12 protein-coding genes are annotated in these 17,223 nt (G+C 65.0%); 7 read left to right on the top strand and 5 right to left on the bottom strand.

Features of this window, described 5'->3' with window-relative positions; translation table 11 throughout:
- Positions 1-248 precede the first annotated feature (248 nt).
- The 6 genes from ABWV64_RS04305 to ABWV64_RS04280 all read left to right on the top strand — a co-directional run bounded on the left by ABWV64_RS04305 (position 249) and on the right by ABWV64_RS04280 (position 10,603).
- Positions 249-1,664 carry a YcjX family GTP-binding protein gene (locus ABWV64_RS04305; protein ID WP_353343040.1) on the top strand — a complete coding sequence of 472 codons (1,416 nt, stop codon included), beginning with the start codon at positions 249-251 and terminating at the stop codon, positions 1,662-1,664.
- Positions 1,665-1,861: 197 nt separating this feature from the next.
- A complete protein-coding gene (locus tag ABWV64_RS04300; RefSeq protein ID WP_353343039.1) occupies positions 1,862-2,371 on the top strand; it encodes a GNAT family N-acetyltransferase in 510 nt (169 codons plus the stop codon).
- A 74-nt stretch (positions 2,372-2,445) separates the two neighbouring features.
- Positions 2,446-3,495: a YcjF family protein gene (locus ABWV64_RS04295; protein WP_353344504.1), complete on the top strand. Its 1,050-nt coding sequence runs from the start codon at positions 2,446-2,448 to the stop codon at positions 3,493-3,495.
- Positions 3,496-3,530: 35 nt separating this feature from the next.
- On the top strand, positions 3,531-6,821 hold the full coding sequence (locus tag ABWV64_RS04290; protein WP_353343038.1) for a DUF2339 domain-containing protein: 3,291 nt from the start codon (positions 3,531-3,533) through the stop codon (positions 6,819-6,821).
- Positions 6,822-7,013: 192 nt separating this feature from the next.
- On the top strand, positions 7,014-9,977 hold the full coding sequence (ileS, locus tag ABWV64_RS04285; RefSeq protein ID WP_353343037.1) for an isoleucine--tRNA ligase: 2,964 nt from the start codon (positions 7,014-7,016) through the stop codon (positions 9,975-9,977).
- 146 nt (positions 9,978-10,123) lie between these two features.
- Positions 10,124-10,603, top strand: coding sequence for a methylated-DNA--[protein]-cysteine S-methyltransferase (locus ABWV64_RS04280; RefSeq protein ID WP_353343036.1), 480 nt, complete (start codon positions 10,124-10,126; stop codon positions 10,601-10,603).
- Between the two features lie 64 nt (positions 10,604-10,667).
- Here the strand turns inward: ABWV64_RS04280 and ABWV64_RS04275 are convergent, their stop codons facing one another.
- Genes ABWV64_RS04275 through ABWV64_RS04265 form a run of 3 tightly spaced genes read right to left on the bottom strand, consistent with a single transcriptional unit; the run spans position 10,668 to position 13,031 of the window.
- Entirely contained in the window at positions 10,668-11,366 is a 699-nt protein-coding gene (locus ABWV64_RS04275; RefSeq protein ID WP_353343035.1) for a CDP-alcohol phosphatidyltransferase family protein, read from the bottom strand.
- Positions 11,367-11,397: 31 nt separating this feature from the next.
- Entirely contained in the window at positions 11,398-12,327 is a 930-nt protein-coding gene (locus ABWV64_RS04270) for a tyrosine recombinase XerC (protein WP_353343034.1), read from the bottom strand.
- Complete coding sequence (locus ABWV64_RS04265; RefSeq protein WP_353343033.1) at positions 12,324-13,031, bottom strand: DUF484 family protein; 708 nt, start codon at positions 13,029-13,031, stop codon at positions 12,324-12,326. The genes ABWV64_RS04270 and ABWV64_RS04265 overlap by 4 nt, the downstream gene beginning before the upstream one ends.
- A 217-nt stretch (positions 13,032-13,248) precedes the next feature.
- Here ABWV64_RS04265 and ABWV64_RS04260 point away from each other — a divergent pair, with 217 nt between their 5' ends.
- Positions 13,249-15,456, top strand: a complete 2,208-nt coding sequence (locus ABWV64_RS04260; protein ID WP_353343032.1) for a primosomal protein N' — start codon at positions 13,249-13,251, stop codon at positions 15,454-15,456.
- Between the two features lie 80 nt (positions 15,457-15,536).
- Here the strand turns inward: ABWV64_RS04260 and ABWV64_RS04255 are convergent, their stop codons facing one another.
- Together ABWV64_RS04255 and ABWV64_RS04250 are read right to left on the bottom strand one after the other, a co-directional pair.
- Entirely contained in the window at positions 15,537-15,842 is a 306-nt protein-coding gene (locus tag ABWV64_RS04255) for a DUF6958 family protein (RefSeq protein ID WP_353343031.1), read from the bottom strand.
- A gap of 58 nt (positions 15,843-15,900) precedes the next feature.
- On the bottom strand, positions 15,901-16,959 hold the full coding sequence (locus ABWV64_RS04250) for a YeeE/YedE family protein (protein ID WP_353343030.1): 1,059 nt from the start codon (positions 16,957-16,959) through the stop codon (positions 15,901-15,903).
- Positions 16,960-17,223 lie beyond the last annotated feature (264 nt).

Genomic DNA, 17,223 nt, shown 5'->3' with positions numbered 1-17,223 from the left:
TCCGTTCCCGCTGGCGGCTCCCGCTCGACCCCCGCCGCACGACCCCCACCGCACGACCCCCGCCGCGCGCGGCTGACCGTCTCTACCGCGCCGCGCTCGCCTGCCGGCGCGACGCCCGCCGCGGCCCTGATGTCCTGCGCCGCCTGACCGGCCGCGCGCTTCATGCCGTGCCCCCTAGCAACCCGCCCCCCGAACCCCTATCTTTGCCCCAAGCGGCCAAAGCCCGCGGGTGGATCGGGGATAGGCATTTGGTCATAGGCAGACTGGCAGAAGGGCTGACGCGCGGCGTCGACACTGTTACCGAAGGGATATCCGAAACCCTCTTCGAGCCGGTCATCCGGCTTGGCGTCACCGGCCTTGCCCGCGCGGGCAAGACGGTTTTTATCACCTCACTGGTGGCCAATCTGCTCGACCGCGCCCGTATGCTTGCGCTTGTCGCCCAATCCGAAGGGCGCATTTCGGCGGCCTATCTGCAGCCGCAGCCCGATCTGACCTTGCCGCGCTTTGACTATGAGACACATCTTGCGGCGCTGACCTCGGCCGCGCCCCATTGGCCCGACAGCACCCGCGCGATTTCCGAATTGCGCCTGACCTTGCGGGTGCGCCCCTCGGGGATGCTCGGCGGTTTGCAGGGCCCGCGCCGCATCCATATCGATATTGTCGACTACCCTGGCGAATGGCTGCTTGATCTGGCGCTTTTGGGCAAAACCTATGAGGCGTGGTCGGATCAGGTTCTGGCGCGGATCGCGCCGCGCGCGCAGGCGGCGGATTTCCTCGCGCTGGCGGCGCAGACCGACGCTGCCGCCAAGCTTGACGAGCCGCGCGCGCAGGCGCTGGCCGCTGCCTTTACCGCCTATCTGGGCGGCGCGCGCGATGCGGGCTACTATGATTGCACGCCAGGGCGGTTCTTGCTGCCCGGCGATCTGGCAGGCTCTCCGGTGCTGACCTTCGCGCCGCTGCCGCGGCCTGATGCGCTCAAACGCGGGGCTCTGTGGCGCGAGATGGAGCGGCGCTTCGAGGCCTATAAATCGCGGGTCGTCACGCCGTTCTTTCGCGATCATTTCTCGCGCATCGACCGTCAGGTGGTTCTGGTCGATGCTTTGGGCGCGATCCACAATGGCCCGCGCGCCGTCGAGGACATGCGCCTTGCCATGGCCGATATCCTTGGCGCCTTCCGGCCCGGGCGCAATGATCTGCTCTCGCGGCTGTTGCGCGGCAAACGGGTCGAGCGCATTCTCTTTGCCGCCACCAAGGCCGACCATCTGCACCACCGCCAGCATCCGCGCCTGACGGCGATTGTCGAAAGCCTGCTGCGTGAGGCCGAGACCCGCGCCTCTTTCGCCGGTGCGCGCTGCGAAGCCATGTCGATTGCCGCCCTGCGCGCCACCACCGAGGAAACCGTCACCCATGAGGGCCAAGACCTCGATTGTGTGCGCGGCACGCTGCTCGGCAGCGGCAAGCGCGCTGCCTTCTATCCGGGCGAACTGCCCGAAGACCCCGCGCGGCTGATGTCGGCGGCGCGTCAGAGCGCGCAGGCGTGGCTGGATGCGCAGTATGAGGTCATGCGCTTTGCCCCCGCGCCGCTCACCTTGCGCGCGGGCGAGGGGCCGCCGCATATCCGGCTCGACCGCGCCGCGCAATTTCTATTGGGGGATCGGTTGTGATCGGGGCGCGCGCCCTTGCGCCGTTGCGCCGCGTGATCTCTGCGTCTGCGCCTGCGCGCAGGTCCGGCCCCGCGTCCGGCCCCGCGTTTGGTCCTGAGTCTGGCCCCGCGTCTGCCCCTGCGCCCATCCCTGCTACCATCCCTCTATCTGTGCCCGCGCCCCAGCCGATGCGCGCGGCGCTATGGGATGTGCCCGCCATGGCGCGCATCTTGTGGCAGTTCGAGCGCGAGGCCGATTGGTTGCCGCGCGTGCGCAGCCCTTTGACCGAATTGCGGGTTCTGGCTTGGGCGGTTTTGCGCGGCACGGTGCGGGCGGTGCGCGTCCCCGATGCACGCGGCAAGCTGCGCGCGCAGGCCTTTATCATCCGGCGCGGCGAGCGGATTTTGGCGCTCTATACGTCGGGGGCGGCGCGGCGCGCGGGCTATGGGCGGATGCTGGTCCAAGAGGCGCAAAGGCAGAGCGCGCGCTTGCAGCTTTTCGCCGCCCAAGACAACGCGGGCGCGCGGCGGTTCTATGCGGCGATGGGCTTTGCCGAGGCGGCGCGCAGCGACGGGCGTTACAATGACGAGGGCCTGCCGGATATTCATTTCGTCTGGACCCGCGCGCCCAGCGGCATCGCGCGGGCGCAGATCGGACAGGCCGCATCGGCAGGCCAGGGCGCAGAGGCACCGCCCCAAGCGGGTATGGGGCACAGGAGCGGATCATGAGCACCTCGGACAACAGCAATAGGGGTAAAAGCGGCGCGGGCAAACGCAGCGCGGGGCCGAAAACCGGACCGGTGATGATTGAGGAGGCCGCGAAGCGCGCCGCGCCGCCGCCCGCGCGCGGGCCGGTTTTGATCGAGATGCAGACCCCCGCCGACGAGGGGCCGGAGCGCGCGCCGCCAGTCCCCGATGCGCCCGATGCATCCGATGCGCCCCAAGACGGGGCCTATGAGGGGCAAGCCATGCAGATGGCGGCGACATTGGCGGCGCGCAAACCCTCGCGTTTGGGGCGGTGGTTTTGGGCGCTGGCGGGGATGCTCTTGACCACCCTCGTGTCACTGGCGGCGTGGAATTACGTCACCGGATTGATCGCCTCTGTGCCGCTGTTGGGCTATGCGGTGAGCGTGATGCTGGCGGCTTTTGTGGTGGTTCTGGCGGCGATGGCCCTGCGCGAGCTGGCGGCCTTCGGGCGGCTGGGGCGCATTGATGCGCTGCGCCGCGCCGCCGATGAGGCCTTGGCCGCGCAAGATATGAGCGCCGCCTCACAGCTGTGCGACAGGGTGCTGGCGCTCTATGCCCGCCGCCCCGATACCGAATGGGGCCGCGCGCGATTTGCCGAGCGGCGCGGCGATCTCTTCGACGCCGAGGCGGTTTTGGGCCTTGCCGAGCGCGAGGTGATGGCCCCGCTGGACGCGCAGGCCCTGCGCGAGGTCGAAGCCGCCGCGCGCCAAGTGGCGACGGTGACCGCCTTGGTGCCGATTGCCTTGGCCGATGTGGTCGCGGCGATGACGGCCAATCTGCGGATGATCCGCCGCATCGCCGAAGTTTACGGCGGGCGCTCGGGCACATTGGGCAGCTGGCGGCTTTTGCGCGCGGTGATGACGCATCTGGTGGCGACGGGGGCCGTGGCGGTGGGCGATGACATGCTTGAGCCGATCATCGGCGGCGGGATTTTGGCCAAACTCTCGCGCCGGTTCGGCGAGGGCATGGTCAACGGCGCCCTGACCGCACGGGTCGGCGTGGCCGCGATCGAGGTCTGCCGCCCCTTGCCCTTCACTGTGGCAAAACGGCCAAGCGCGGCGAGCATCGTGCGCCGCGCGCTTGCGGGATTATTTAGCAAGACCTAGGCTTTGCAAAATTTTTGCAAAGGATTTGATGCGCGATGGGCGGTTTGATTGTTCTGGTTATCTGTGTGCTTGTGGCGATCCCGCTGATGAGCATCATTGCCCTTGTGCGCGCCGGCGGCGCCAAATCCGACGTCTTGCGGCTTGAGGAAAAGCTCAAGGCGCAAAGCCGGATGCTGGAGGGGCTCGAGCGCCGTTTGCGCAAGCATGAAAATGCCGTGGCGGCAGGGCCTTCTGGCGCGGCGGATCAGACCGAAGCGCCCCAAACGCCCGCAACGCCCGCAACGCAGGACAGCAAACCCGCCGATCGGGCGGCGCAGGCCGAAGAGGTCGTTGTTGATGCGCAAGCGGGCGATCCGCAAGCCGATGATCCGCAAACGAATGATCCCTTAGGGGACGCGCCGAAAGAGGACGCGCCGCAGATCGCCGCCGCCCGCGCCGAGGCGGGGGATGCGGTGCAGGTCTTTGATGTGTGGTCCAGCACGCCGAGCGCGTCGGCGTCGGCGACCTCCGGCTCTGGCGGCCCCGATGGGCCCGCTGCTCCCTCTGGACCCTCTGGCCCTTCCGGTCCGGCCGAACCCGCAGGCCCCACATGGTCCGATCGCGCGATGGAGTGGCTGGCGGCCAATTGGTTCTTGGCGGCGGCGGCGGCCTCTTTGGCGCTTTCGGGGCTGTTTCTCATTCAATACAGCGCGCAACACGGGCTTTTGTCGCCCTCGATGCGGATTTTGGGGGCGCTGGGCTTGGGGCTGGCCTTGATCGGCGGGGGCGAGGTGATCCGCCGCCGCATGGGCGCGGGCGAGCAGGACGCGACGGGCAGCGCCGCCGATTACCTGCCCTCGACCTTTGCGGGGGCGGGACTGTTTACGCTCTTCGGGGCCGTGGTGGCGGCGCGGCATATGTATGAACTGATCGGTGCGCCGCAGGCCTTTGCGGGGCTGATTGCCACGGCGCTTCTGGCGGTGCTTTTGGGGTGGTTCTACGGGCCGTTTCTGGCGGCTGTCGGGATCGTCGCGGCGGCTTTGGTGCCCTTTGTGGTTGGCGGCGGGACGGGGGCGGAGCCATTGCTTTTCGTCTATTACGCGGTGCTGGCGCTGGCGGCTTTGGGGGTCGATAGCTTGCGCCGCTGGGTCTGGGTGTCATGGACCGGTGTGGCGGCCTGCCTCGGGGCGAGCGCCCTGCTTTGGGCGCTATGGAACGGCGCGCGCGACAGGGCGCAGGCGGTGGATGTCTCCTTGTGGTGGCTGGCGGTGCTTTTGGTTATTGCGGCAGGGGCGGCGATCATTCCCAAACGCCGCCTGACGCCTGTCTTTGGCGGCGCGTTGGCGCGCGATCCGCAGGCGTGGCTTTTGGGCGCGGCGATCTTGGCGGCAAGCTTTGGCACGGTGGCGGTGCGGATGGCGGTCGCGGATGTCGGGCTTTACTGGATGGCCGTTGCGGCGCAGGTCTTGATCGCGCTGGGCCTGTTGGTCTGGCTGCGCCGCTCGGAGGGGCTGGCATGGCTGGCGGCTTTGCCGATGGCGGGGTTTGCTTTGGCGGCGCTGACCTATCCCGAGCGCGCGCCGCGCTATACGGCACTGACCGCCGGTGAGGGCGAGGCTATTGCGCGCGAGGCCGTGGGCGCGGTGCAGCTTGGCCTGCCCTATCCGGCGGCGCTGCTGCTGGTGGCGGCGTTTTACACGGCGCTGGCCTTTTGGCGGATGCAGCGCGCGGCGGCAGGGGCGCGGCCCGTGATCCGCGCGCCGCAGCCCCAGATCGACGCGGCACCCGAAGGCGCAATGTTGCATGAGGTGATCGACCGGCTTGCGCGCCGTGCGCGATCGGCGCTGGCGGGTATGGACGGCGCAATGGTTTGGGCGCTGGTCGCGGCGGGGTTTGCGCCCGTGATCGCGGGGCTTGTCGAATTGCGCTGGCTCCCTTCCAAAGTCATGGGGCGCGAGATTTGGGCGCTGTCGGTGATGGCGCTGGCGGCGTTGATGGTGCTTTTGTGTGAGCGCGCGATGCGCGGCACGGCTCAGGAGGCGCAGGGTCAAGACGGAGAGGCCAGCGCAGAGGCGGGCCAAGGCGCCCGTGCCCGCGCGGCGCTCTTTGCCGTGGCGGCGGGGTCGATGATGTCGCTGGCGCTGACGGTGATGCTCTCGGATCTGGCGCTTTCGGTGGCTTTGGCGGTCATGGTGGTCTTGGCGGCGCTGACCGACCGCAAATTCAACCTGCCGGCCTTGGCGGTCTTTGGCCAGATCGGCGCATTGATCGTCGGCCTGCGGCTCATTGCCGAGGCGGCGGGCGCGGGGGTGATCATCACCTCGCCGCAGGTGCCGTTGATCGAACTGTGGCTCTGGGCGGGCGTTTCTATGGGGCTGCTTTGGGCGGGCTGGCAGATGTTCGGCGCGGCGCAATCGCGTGCCGAGCGCAGTGGCGCTCGCATCACCATCGAAAGCGTGATTTGGGTGATGACCGGCGTGTTGATCATCGAGAGCATCGGGCGGATTTGGGGAGATGTCTTGCCCAAGCACGCGCAATCGGGCCTTGGGGCGGCGGTGCTGTTTTGCCTCATGGGCGGGCAATTGTGGCGGCTGCAAAGCGGCGGCGCGATCATGCAAATGGTGCGGCAGATTTTAGCGGGGATCTTCGGGGTGTTCGGCGCCTTGGCCTATCTGGGCGTGGCGACGGGCGAGAACCCCTTGCTGACCCCGCGCGCGGCGCTCAAGGGACCGTTCATATTGGACAGCGCGCTTTTGGCCTTGCTGCTTCCGGCGGCGATCCTTGCGGTGATCGTCTGGCGCATGGCGCATTTGCCGCGCAGCGCGCGCCAAGCGGGCGCCGCCGTCAGCGCCGCAGGCGCGGCGATCTATGCATGGATCGAGTTCCGCCGCCTGTGGCACGGGCAAAATGTGGCCTTGACCGGCGGCTTCGAGCAAAGCGAGATTTACGCCTATACGGTGTTGATGCTGATCGCGGCGGCGGGGATGTTCTATGCGGCCTTCGCGCGCCGCTCGGTGATGTTGCGCAAGGCGGCGACGGGGATCGTGGCGGTGACCATCGCCAAGGTGTTTTTCCTTGATGCGGGGGGGCTGGACGGGTTGTGGCGCGTGGCCTCCTTCCTCGGGCTTGGCCTTGCGCTGGGCGCTTTGGCGTGGCTGACGCGGCTGATGAGCGCGCAGTGGGAGCGCGGCGCGGCGGGCGCGGATGACGGCGAGGATGCGGGCGATGATCGGGGGGCGGATAGCGGCGTGGATGACGGCAAGGATCGCGGCGCGGAGCAGGGCGATGACACGGGCGATGACACGGGCGACGACGAGGGCGATCCACCCGATCCACCCAAGGCGTAATCCGCGCTTTACGCCCCATGCGCGCGGGCCTATAACGCGCCCATGACATGGCTGTTTTCGACATGCGACCGCGCGGCGGGCATTATTCGAATTACTGGCCCGGCGCTCTGAGACGAGCCGCCGGGACAAGGCGCATGAGCGATCCGCGCCGCCTGCCATCTTGAACATCCGACCATTCGAAGGACGCCCCATATGTGCGCCGATACGACCGACACGACCGCCGATCTTCCCGATTATAAATCCACGCTGAACCTGCCGCAGACCGATTTCCCGATGCGCGCCGGATTGCCCAAACGCGAGCCGGAATGGCTCGAAAAATGGGCGCGCATCGGCATCTATGACCGCCTGCGCGAGACCGCAGGCGAGCGCAAACCGTTCATCTTGCACGACGGGCCGCCCTATGCGAACGGGCATTTGCACATCGGCCATGCGCTCAACAAAATCCTCAAGGATTTCATCACCCGCTCGCAGCAAATGCTGGGCCGCGATGCGCGCTATGTGCCTGGGTGGGATTGCCACGGCCTGCCGATCGAATGGAAGATCGAAGAGCAATACCGCGCCAAGGGCAAGAACAAGGACGATGTGGATGTGGTGGATTTCCGCCGCGAATGCCGCGCCTTTGCCGACAGCTGGATCGACGTGCAGCGCAGCGAATTCAAACGCCTTGGCGTGACGGGCAATTGGGCCGATCCCTATTTGACGATGGATTACCACGCCGAAGCGGTGATTGCGGGCGAGTTCCAGAAGTTCTTGATGAACGGCACGCTCTACCAAGGCTCCAAACCCGTGATGTGGTCGCCGGTCGAGAAAACCGCATTGGCCGAGGCGGAGATCGAATATCACGATCATAAATCGCACACCATCTGGGTGCCGTTCCGTATTTGGATGAGAGGACAAGATGACAATCTTGACCTGAACGAGACGGCTTACCTTGACGATGCTCGTATCGTGATCTGGACCACGACCCCTTGGACGATCCCGTCGAACAAGGCCGTCGCCTATAACCCCAAGATCAACTATGGCCTCTATCGCGTTGACAGCACAGAAGAAGAAAGCTGGACCGCGGCGGGCGATCTTTATGTGTTTGCCGACACGCTGGCCGAAGAAGCGCTCAATAAAGCACGTGTAACGGCGTTTACGCGCGTTCGCGATGTTCCCTCCGAGCATCTCGCGGGACTGGGCCTGCGCCACCCGTTCAACGGTCTGGACGGCGCGGAGGGGTTTTGGGACTACGACGTGCCGATGATCGACGGCGATCATGTCACCGATGATGCGGGCACGGGGTTTGTGCACACGGCCCCCAGCCACGGCGCCGACGATTACGAATGTTTCGTCAAGCGCAACTGGATCGACCGGATGACCCATAACGTGGGCGAAGAAAGCGAATTCCTGCCCCATGTGCCGTTCTTTGCGGGGCTGCAAGTCTTTGACCGCAAAGGCAAAGAGGGCAAAGCCAACAGCGCCGTCATCGCCAAACTGGTCGAGGCGGGCGGCATCATCGCGCGCGGGCAGGTGAAACATTCCTATCCGCATAGCTGGCGCTCCAAGGCCCCTGTGATCTTTCGCAACACGCCGCAATGGTTTGCCTCGATCGACCGCGAGGTCGGCGACGGGCAGGATACCTACGGCAAGACGATCCGCACCCGTGCGCTGACCTCGATCGACGAATTGGTGGAATGGACGCCGAAAACCGGCCGCAACCGTTTGCATTCGATGATCGAAGCGCGGCCCGATTGGGTGCTCTCGCGCCAACGCGCGTGGGGCGTGCCGCTGACCTGTTTCATCAAAAAGGGCGCTTTGTCGACCGATCCGGAGTTTTTGCTGCGCGATGCGGGCGTGAATGCGCGGATCATCGAAGCCTTTGAGGCGGACGGCGCCGATGCGTGGTATCTGGACGGGGCGAAAGAGCGCTTTATCGGCGATGCCGCCAATCCCGACGATTACGAGCAGGTTTTCGACGTGCTCGACGTGTGGTTCGACAGCGGCTCGACCCATGCTTTCGTGATCCGCGACCGCGCCGACGGCAGCCCCGACGGCATCGCCGATCTCTATCTGGAGGGCACGGACCAACACCGCGGATGGTTCCATTCGTCGATGCTTCAGGCCTGCGGGACCAAGGGGCGCGCGCCCTATCGCGGGGTGCTGACCCACGGGTTTACGCTTGATGAAAAGGGCATGAAAATGTCCAAATCCATCGGCAATACCATCGTGCCCGAAACCGTCGTCAAACAATATGGCGCCGATATCTTGCGCCTGTGGGTGGCGCAAACCGACTATACCGCCGACCAACGGATCGGGCCGGAAATCCTCAAAGGGGTCGCCGACAGCTATCGCCGTTTGCGCAATACCCTGCGGTTCATGCTGGGCGCTTTGTCGGCCTATACGCCCGCCGACGAGGTGGATGTCGCCGATATGCCGGAGCTGGAGCAGTTTATCCTGCACCGTTTGGCGGAATTGGACAAGATCGTGCGCGAGGGATACGAAGCCTATGACTTCCAAGGCGTTTTCCAAGCGCTCTTCCATTTCTGCACCATCGATCTGTCGGCGTTTTATTTCGATATCCGCAAGGATGCGCTTTATTGCGATGGCGACACATTGGAGCGGCGCGCCGCGCGCACGGTGATGATGCGGCTTTACGAGCGGCTGACCACATGGCTGGCGCCGATCCTGACCTTTACGATGGAAGAGGTCTGGCTGGAGCGCAATCCTGGCGATGATAGCTCGGTCCATTTGCAAGACATCCCGAGCACGCCCGCCGCATGGCTCAACCCTGCGCTGGCCGAGCGGTCGGTCAAGGTGCGCATGGTGCGCCGCGTGGTCACGGGCGCGCTTGAAGAGCATCGGCGCGACAAGACCATCGGCTCTTCGCTGGAGGCCGCGCCGGTGGTGCATTTGAGCGCGGAACTGGCGCAGATCATCACAAATCCCGCCACCTTCGCCGATCTGTGCATCACCTCGGGTGTGACATTGACCACCGATGCGGCGCCGTCGGGGGCCTTTACCTTGCCCGACGCCGATGGCGTGGCGGTGGTCTTTGCCAAGGCCGAGGGCGAGAAATGCCAACGCTGCTGGAAAATCCTGCCCGATGTCGGCACCCATAGCCATGCGGCGACCTGCAAGCGCTGTGATACGGCGCTGAGCGAGGCGGGGGCGTAAATCACGGGGCCTGCACGGTTCATACACTCTTAAGATTTGAGTCGAAGAAGGCGGGGCAAGCGATTGCTTCGCCTTCTTTTTTCGCGCCTACGGGCGCGCGCGGATGCGCTCTTGATTGGAGGGGCGCGCGGGCGCAGACTGGCGCGATGAAACGGCATTCTTTTGACACGCCCTTGGGGCATATGCACATCGCGTGTGAGGCGGGGGCGATCACGCGGCTGTCTTGGGGCTGCGCGGCAGATTTGGGCGCCGAGCAGGGCGCAGGTGCCGCGCCGGAGCCGATTGCGGCCGAGGCCGAGCGGCAAATCCGCGCCTATTTTTCCCATGAGTTACAGGTGTTTGACCTGCCCCTGCGGGTGGCAGGCAGCGACTTCCAAGGCGCCGTTTGCGCGCAGATCTCCGCCATCCGCTTTGGCGAAACGCGCACCTACGGCGATCTGGCGCAGGTGCTCGGCGCGCCCGCGCAAGCGGTCGGGCAGGCCTGCGGCGGCAATCCGATCCCCTTGATCATCCCGTGTCACCGGATTTTGGGCGCAAACGGGCTAGGCGGTTTCTCCGGTTCGGGCGGGGTGGAGAGCAAGGTCCAGCTCTTGCGCCATGAGGGGGCGGCGGGCCTGCTCATTTGAAGATATGTTCGATTTGGATAAGCCAAGGCTTGATTTCTGTGGGTAAATATCCGCAGAGGGTCGACTAATCCTTGCTCCGCATGGGGATGATCTGTTGTGCAATTCCCGCAAACAGCAGGTAAATGCTGGTCACCACGAGGCCCCAATGCGCCCAGCTTTGCGGATGAAAGGCGACCCAAGCGGCCCAACCGGCAAAAAACGTCCACGCCAGCGCCATGGGCAGCGAGACCACGCGCCAGCGTTCGGTGCGCACCGGATGGATGAATTTGAGCGGCAAGAACATTGCCACCGCCAAAAGCGCGACCAAAGCCAGCGTGATCCAGTAATTGGGGTCCGTGGCAAAGAGAACCAGCACCAGCATATTCCAGCATCCCGGAAAGCCGGAGAATGAATTGTCCTTTGTTTTCATGCGTGTATCGGCGAAATACATCGCACTGGCAAAGGTGATGATGATGATGGCGAACCATCCCGTCCATCCGGGCAAAAGCCCTGATTCAAACAGGGCAAAGGCGGGGATGAAGACATAGGTCAGGTAGTCGATGATCAAATCGAGCAACACCCCGTCGAAGGTCGCCGCATGGGTTTTCACGTCGTATTTGCGCGCCAAAGGCCCGTCGATTCCATCCACCGCAAAGGCGATGACCAGCCACAAAAACATCATCGGCCAATCGCCCTTGACCGCTTCGAGCAGCGCCAGCATGGCGAAAACCGCCCCCGTGGCGGTGAGAAGATGCACCGATAAGGCTTTCATTTCTTTGGTCATTTTTTGTCCTTACCGAATGATCTGCCGCGCCCTATCGGCGCTGTGCGCGCGGGTGGCTGGCTTCGTAAACCTCCATCAGGCGGGCGGTGTCAACCGCTGTATAGGCCTGCGTGGTCGAAAGCGAGGCATGACCCAAAAGCTCTTGGATCGCGCGCAGATCGCCGCCCGCGTTGAGCAGATGCGTCGCAAAGCTGTGGCGCAAGGCATGGGGCGTGGCGGAGGCGGGCAGGCCAAGCTGCGCGCGGGTGTCGGCCATGACCTGTTGGATGATGCGCGCGCTGAGCTTGCCGCCGCGCACACCGCGAAACAGCGGCAGATCATCGGCGAAAATATGCGGGCACAGGCGGGTATAGGCCTCGACGGCGGCGCGCGCGGCGGGGATGACGGGCACGATCCGCTCCTTGCCGCCCTTGCCGGTGATGCGCAACACCTGCGGCAGCGGCGCGTCGCGCCCCATCAGGCCAAGCGCCTCGGAAATCCGCAAACCGCAGCCGTAAAGCAGGGTCATCACCGCCGTATCGCGCGCCGAAACCCACGGTTCGCGCGATTGGAACTCGGCGGTTTGCAGCACCTGACGGGCCGCATCCTCGGCCAAGGGGCGGGGCAGTTTGCGTTGGAATTTCGGGCTGCGGGTGGCCAAAACGGCGGTGGCGTCAAAGCCTTCGCGTTCTGACAGCCAGCGGAAAAAACTCTTTACTGCCGATAGTTTACGCGCCAAAGACCGCGCGCCGATATCGCCCGATCGCATGTCGGCCATCCATGCGCGCATGTCCGAGATGCCGATTTGCGACAGCGGCGCAAGGCCTTGCGATCCGCCTTTGTGCAGGTTCAAGAACCCCAAAAACCCCGCCACATCGCGCCGGTAGGCCTCGATGGTGTTATCGGCCGCGCCTTTGAGGGCGCGCTGCGCCTCAAGCCAGTCAAACAGCGCGGCGCTGGCGGCCTCGGAGGGCTGGCTCATGACAACCAGCGGCGCATCGCTCTTTCAAAGACGCCGCCGAAAAATCCAAGCAGGTCAGTGCCTTGCTGGGGTGTGAAGTGATGCGGATCCTCGGAGCCCATGACCAGCAAACCGGGCAGGCGGCCATCGCCGAAATCGAGCAGCAGGCAGGCTTCGGAGCGCATGAAGGGCGCGGCCTCGCCGTAGATCGGCTCGGTGCCTTCGCTGAGCTGGCGCAGGGTGACTTGCCGCGCCGGATTGCCGCGCGCCGCGCCCAGATAGCTTTCGATATAACCCGGTTCGGCCACGGACAGCACATCGCCCAGCCGTTGCACCGCAGGGTCTTCTTCGTTTTGCAGCGATTCCAGCACCAGTTTGACGCTGTCGACGCGCAAAATCTCGGCCACTTCGCCGCCCAGATCGCGCAGGAAATCTTCGAATTGCACCGGATCGAGCATGCGCAAAATCGCGCGGTGCACCTGATTGGTGCCGGCAAGGTTTTCATAGGCGGCGGCGATCACGCTGCGGTGCGTGTCTTCGAGCCGGTCGAGCCGCGCCTCCAAACGCTCCATCGCGATGCCGCGCAGATCGACGATATTGCCGCCCATCGCGCGTTCGTTCGCCGCGATGAGCGCCTGCATAACGGCTTGATTTTCAAGAATAAGGTCGGGTTGCGAGATGATTTTTTCGCGCAATTGGTCGTCGATTTCGGGGCTGCTGCTCATCATATGCCTCTTTATGCTTTATGCGTTTTTGAGCAGTTTATAACATGGGCCAAGGATAATTTGAGGCTTTTTTCCGCCTCGGCGGGAATTGTCTTATCGGGTGTGGCTTTGGCGCGGGGCGCGCGCGGGCCATCGCGGCGATTGGGGCTTGGGATTTGCCGCGCCACGCTTTACCTACAAGGGCCAATACCAACCCCATTGCCTTGCGGAGCCGCCCTTGTCCGATCGCCTACACGATCCTGATGTCTTTCCCGAAGGGGCGCTGGTGGGCGTGTTGACGGCGCAGCCCTTGGACCGGCTTCTCGATTACAAATCCCCCGTGGGCGCGTGCCGTTTGGGGGATTTTGTCGAGGTGCCGCTTGGCCCGCGCAAGGTGCTTGGCGTTGTGTGGGGCAAGGGGCGCGGGGAGTTCGACATCACCAAGGTGCGCTCGGTTCTTCGGGTGCTTGATGTGGCGCCGATGCGCGCCGAGATGCGCGAATTCTTGCGCCGCGCCGCCGATTACACGCTGACGCCGATGCCTTCGATGCTGCGTCTGGCCAGCCGCGCGCCGGGGCTGGGCGATGCGCCGTCAATGCGCAAGGTCTACCGTTTGGGCCATGGCAAGGTCAGCCGCGAGACCGAAGCGCGCGCCCGCGTGATGGCGGCGCTGCGCGATTATGGCAACCTGTCCTTCACCTTGGGCGAATTGTCACAAATGGCGGGCGTGACCGCCTCGGTGGTCAAGGGATTGGTCAAACAAGGCGCGGTGACCGAGGAGGACAGCCCGCGCGATCTGCCCTTTGCGCGGCTTGATCCGTCTTACGGCGGCAAGGAATTGACCGCCGATCAAGCCGCAGGGGCGCAGGCTTTGGCCGCAGGGGTGCGGGCGCAAACCTATGCAACGACGCTGTTGCGCGGGGTGACCGGATCGGGCAAGACCGAGGTTTATCTCGAAGCGGTGGCCGAGGCGATCCGCATCGGGCGGCAAGCCCTTGTTATGTTGCCCGAAATTGCCCTTACGGCGGAGTTTTTGACCCGCGTCGAGGCGCGGTTTGGCGTGCGCCCTGCCGAATGGCACAGCGGCGTCACCATGACCGAGCGGCGGCGGGTGTGGAAGATGGTCGGGCAGGGCGAGGCGCAATTGGTCGTCGGCGCGCGCTCGGCGCTGTTTTTGCCCTACCGCGATCTGGGGTTGATCATCGTCGATGAGGAGCATGACACCTCTTATAAACAAGAGGACGGCGTGCTTTATAACGCCCGCGATATGGCGGTTTTGCGCGCCTCGATCTGCGGCGCGCAGGTGGTTTTGGCCTCGGCCACGCCGAGCCTCGAGACATGGGCCAATGCCGAGGCGGGCAAATACAGCCGCATTGATCTGGCCTCGCGCTATGGCCCTGCGGTGATGCCTGCGATGCGCGCGATTGATATGCGTGATGAAAGCCTGCCGTCGAACCGGTGGATTTCGCCCAGCTTGCAGCGCGCCGTCGAGACGCGGCGCGCGCGCGGCGAGCAATCGCTCTTGTTCATCAACCGGCGCGGCTATGCGCCTGTGACGATCTGCCGTGCCTGCGGGCATCAGATCGGATGCGATCATTGCGATGCGCGCATGGTCGAACACCGGTTTCTCAAACGCCTTGTGTGCCACCAATGCGGCGAGACGAAACCCATGCCCGAGGCTTGCCCGTCCTGCGAGGTCGAGGGCAAACTGGCCGCCGTCGGGCCAGGGGTGGAGCGTTTGTCCGAGGAGGCGGCGCAGGTTTTCCCCGAGGCGCGGATTGCGACGCTGAGCTCAGACATGTTCGGCTCGGCCCGCGCGCTCAAGGCCGAGATCGAGGGCATCGCGGCAGGGGCGGCGGATATCATCATCGGCACGCAACTGGTGGCGAAGGGGCATAATTTCCCGCTGCTGACGCTGGTCGGGGTGATTGATGCGGATCTGGGCCTGCAAGGGTCGGATTTGCGCGCCGCCGAGCGGACCTTTCAATTGATGCGGCAGGTCGCGGGGCGGGCAGGGCGCGCCGAAAAACGCGGCGAGGCGATGCTTCAGACATTCCAGCCCGACCACCCCGTCATTCGCGCCATTCTGGCCGGCGATGAGGAGGGGTTCTGGAGCGCCGAGGCCAGCGGTCGGCGCCATGCGGGCGTGCCGCCCTACGGGCGTTTGGCGGGGATCATATTGTCCTCGCCCGATGCGCAGGAAGCCTTTGATTTCGGGATGGAACTGGCGCGGCGCGACGGGCCGCTGCGGCAGGTCGGCGCACAGGTTTTCGGCCCCGCGCCCGCGCCGATTGCCCGTGTGCGCGGGCGGCACCGCGTGCGGCTTTTGGTCAAGGCGCCCAAGGGCGCGGCTTTGCAAGGGGCGGTAGCGCAATGGATCGGGCAAATGGCGGTGCCAAACCGGTTGCGGCTGGCCGTCGATATTGACCCGCAGACGTTTTATTAGCGCCGCCGCGCGCGGCTGCGGCGCCTGTTGCGTCCCGCTCCGTCATGCCTCGCCGCCGTGGGGGCGGTTCACGCAGAGGGTTAGCGTTTGGTGCGGCTAAAGGTCAGCGGCTTGGTGTCGTGGCGCTGCATCACGCCTTTGGCCTCAAGGTCAAGCTGCACGCATTTTTGCCACCAGCCTGCGGTCTTGCCCTCGGGGAAAAACAGCTCGTCCAGATGCGGCAGAAGCGCCTCTTTCAAATCCGCCGCCGTCATTGGCGCGCTGCCTTCGGGCAGGGCGGCAAAGATCGCCGCGCGCATGACATAGTATTTGTCCTTGTCGACCATATGGGTTTTGCCCGGATGGTTGATGTTTTCGACTTCGATGGTTTCGGACGCTTTGGCCATGATGCGCTCTCCTGTTTGGATCGGTGTAGGGCGCGGCGGCGGGCGGTGCAAGCCTTGCCTAGGCGGGGGCAAGGCGGCGTTGGTCGAGCAGCAGATCGGTCGCCATCGCGCCGATCCACATGCACAAGAGCGCCAGCCATGCGGTGCCCGCAAAGATCGACCCGCCGGTGACGCCCGCGCCAATCGCGCAGCCCCCCGCCAGCATGCCGCCAAATCCCATCAGCGCCGCACCGATCATCGCGCGGCGCATGTTGCTTTCGGTCTCGAAGCCTTGGAATTGGAATTCGCGCGTTATGGCCGCCGCGAGGAAAGAGCCGATCACCACCCCCGGCACGAGGCCGATGTCGAATTCAAGCACCGCGTTGCGGTCGAGGAAATACATCAATGTATGCGCCGAAGGCCCTGTAAAGGTTGCGCTTTCGATCTGCACGGGGTCAAAAGCGATCTGGCTGAGCGAGAAGGTCAAAACCCATCCGACCGCCACGGCAAAGCCGACGCCGGAGGCAAAGACCAGCCGCGCCGCGCCGATGCGGTTGCACCGCGAGATCTCCAAAGCCAGCGCCGCAATCGCCACTCCGATCAGCAGCCCCGTAAAGGGGGGCAATCCGGCGGCGGCGAGCAGGTTCATATTGCGCCCGCCCGAGGTGATCCACAGGCCCGCCAATTGGTCGCGCAGCGGCGAGAGCACGCCGCCAAGGCTCATCTGCGCCACCACCGCAAAGATCAGCCCAGAGACCACAGAACGCAGGTTCCCCGTCGCCGCCAGAACCAAAAGCCGCCCCGAACAGCCGCGCGCCATCACCATGCCCACGCCAAATACCAGCCCGCCGATCACCGCCCCCGACCAGCTTCCCGAAACGGCCATCATCCGCGCGTCTTGGCTTTGCATCAGTCCCAACAACTGCGCCCCTTGGACCCAGACCACGGCGGTGGAAAAGGTCAAAAGCCAGACCGCCACGCGCTCGCCCATCTGCCCGCGGGCAAATTCCACCGTCGCGGCGCGCAGGCAAAACCGCGAACGCTGTGCGGCGATGCCAAAGATCAATCCGGTGACAAGCCCCATGACCGCCGCCGTCGGGGCTTCGCCGATCCGTTCGACGAGAGAGAGGATATCCATCAGCGGACCTTTCATTGAGAGGCCAAAGGGCAGGTAATACAAAGCGCCGCCATGATCGCAGGGCGGGCGGCGTCTTGATAACAACAACATATTCGAATTTCATTGATTCAGATCAGATGCGGGTGATCCGGCTCTGCGTCGCTCGGGGAATGGCGGGAGTGGCGGGGCGGCGGTGGGGGAGTGGCGGTGCTGGGCAGAGCAGGGCCATGCCCGAGGCGCGCCCCCGCCCGCTGCGGCTTGCGGAAACTACGGCCTCGCCTTAGG

It is taken from the genome of Litorivita sp. NS0012-18 (assembly GCF_040371945.1).
Lineage (GTDB): Bacteria > Pseudomonadota > Alphaproteobacteria > Rhodobacterales > Rhodobacteraceae > Litorivita.
Note: the sequence above shows the minus strand (reverse complement) of the source record. Positions and strands in the feature narration are given on the sequence as shown.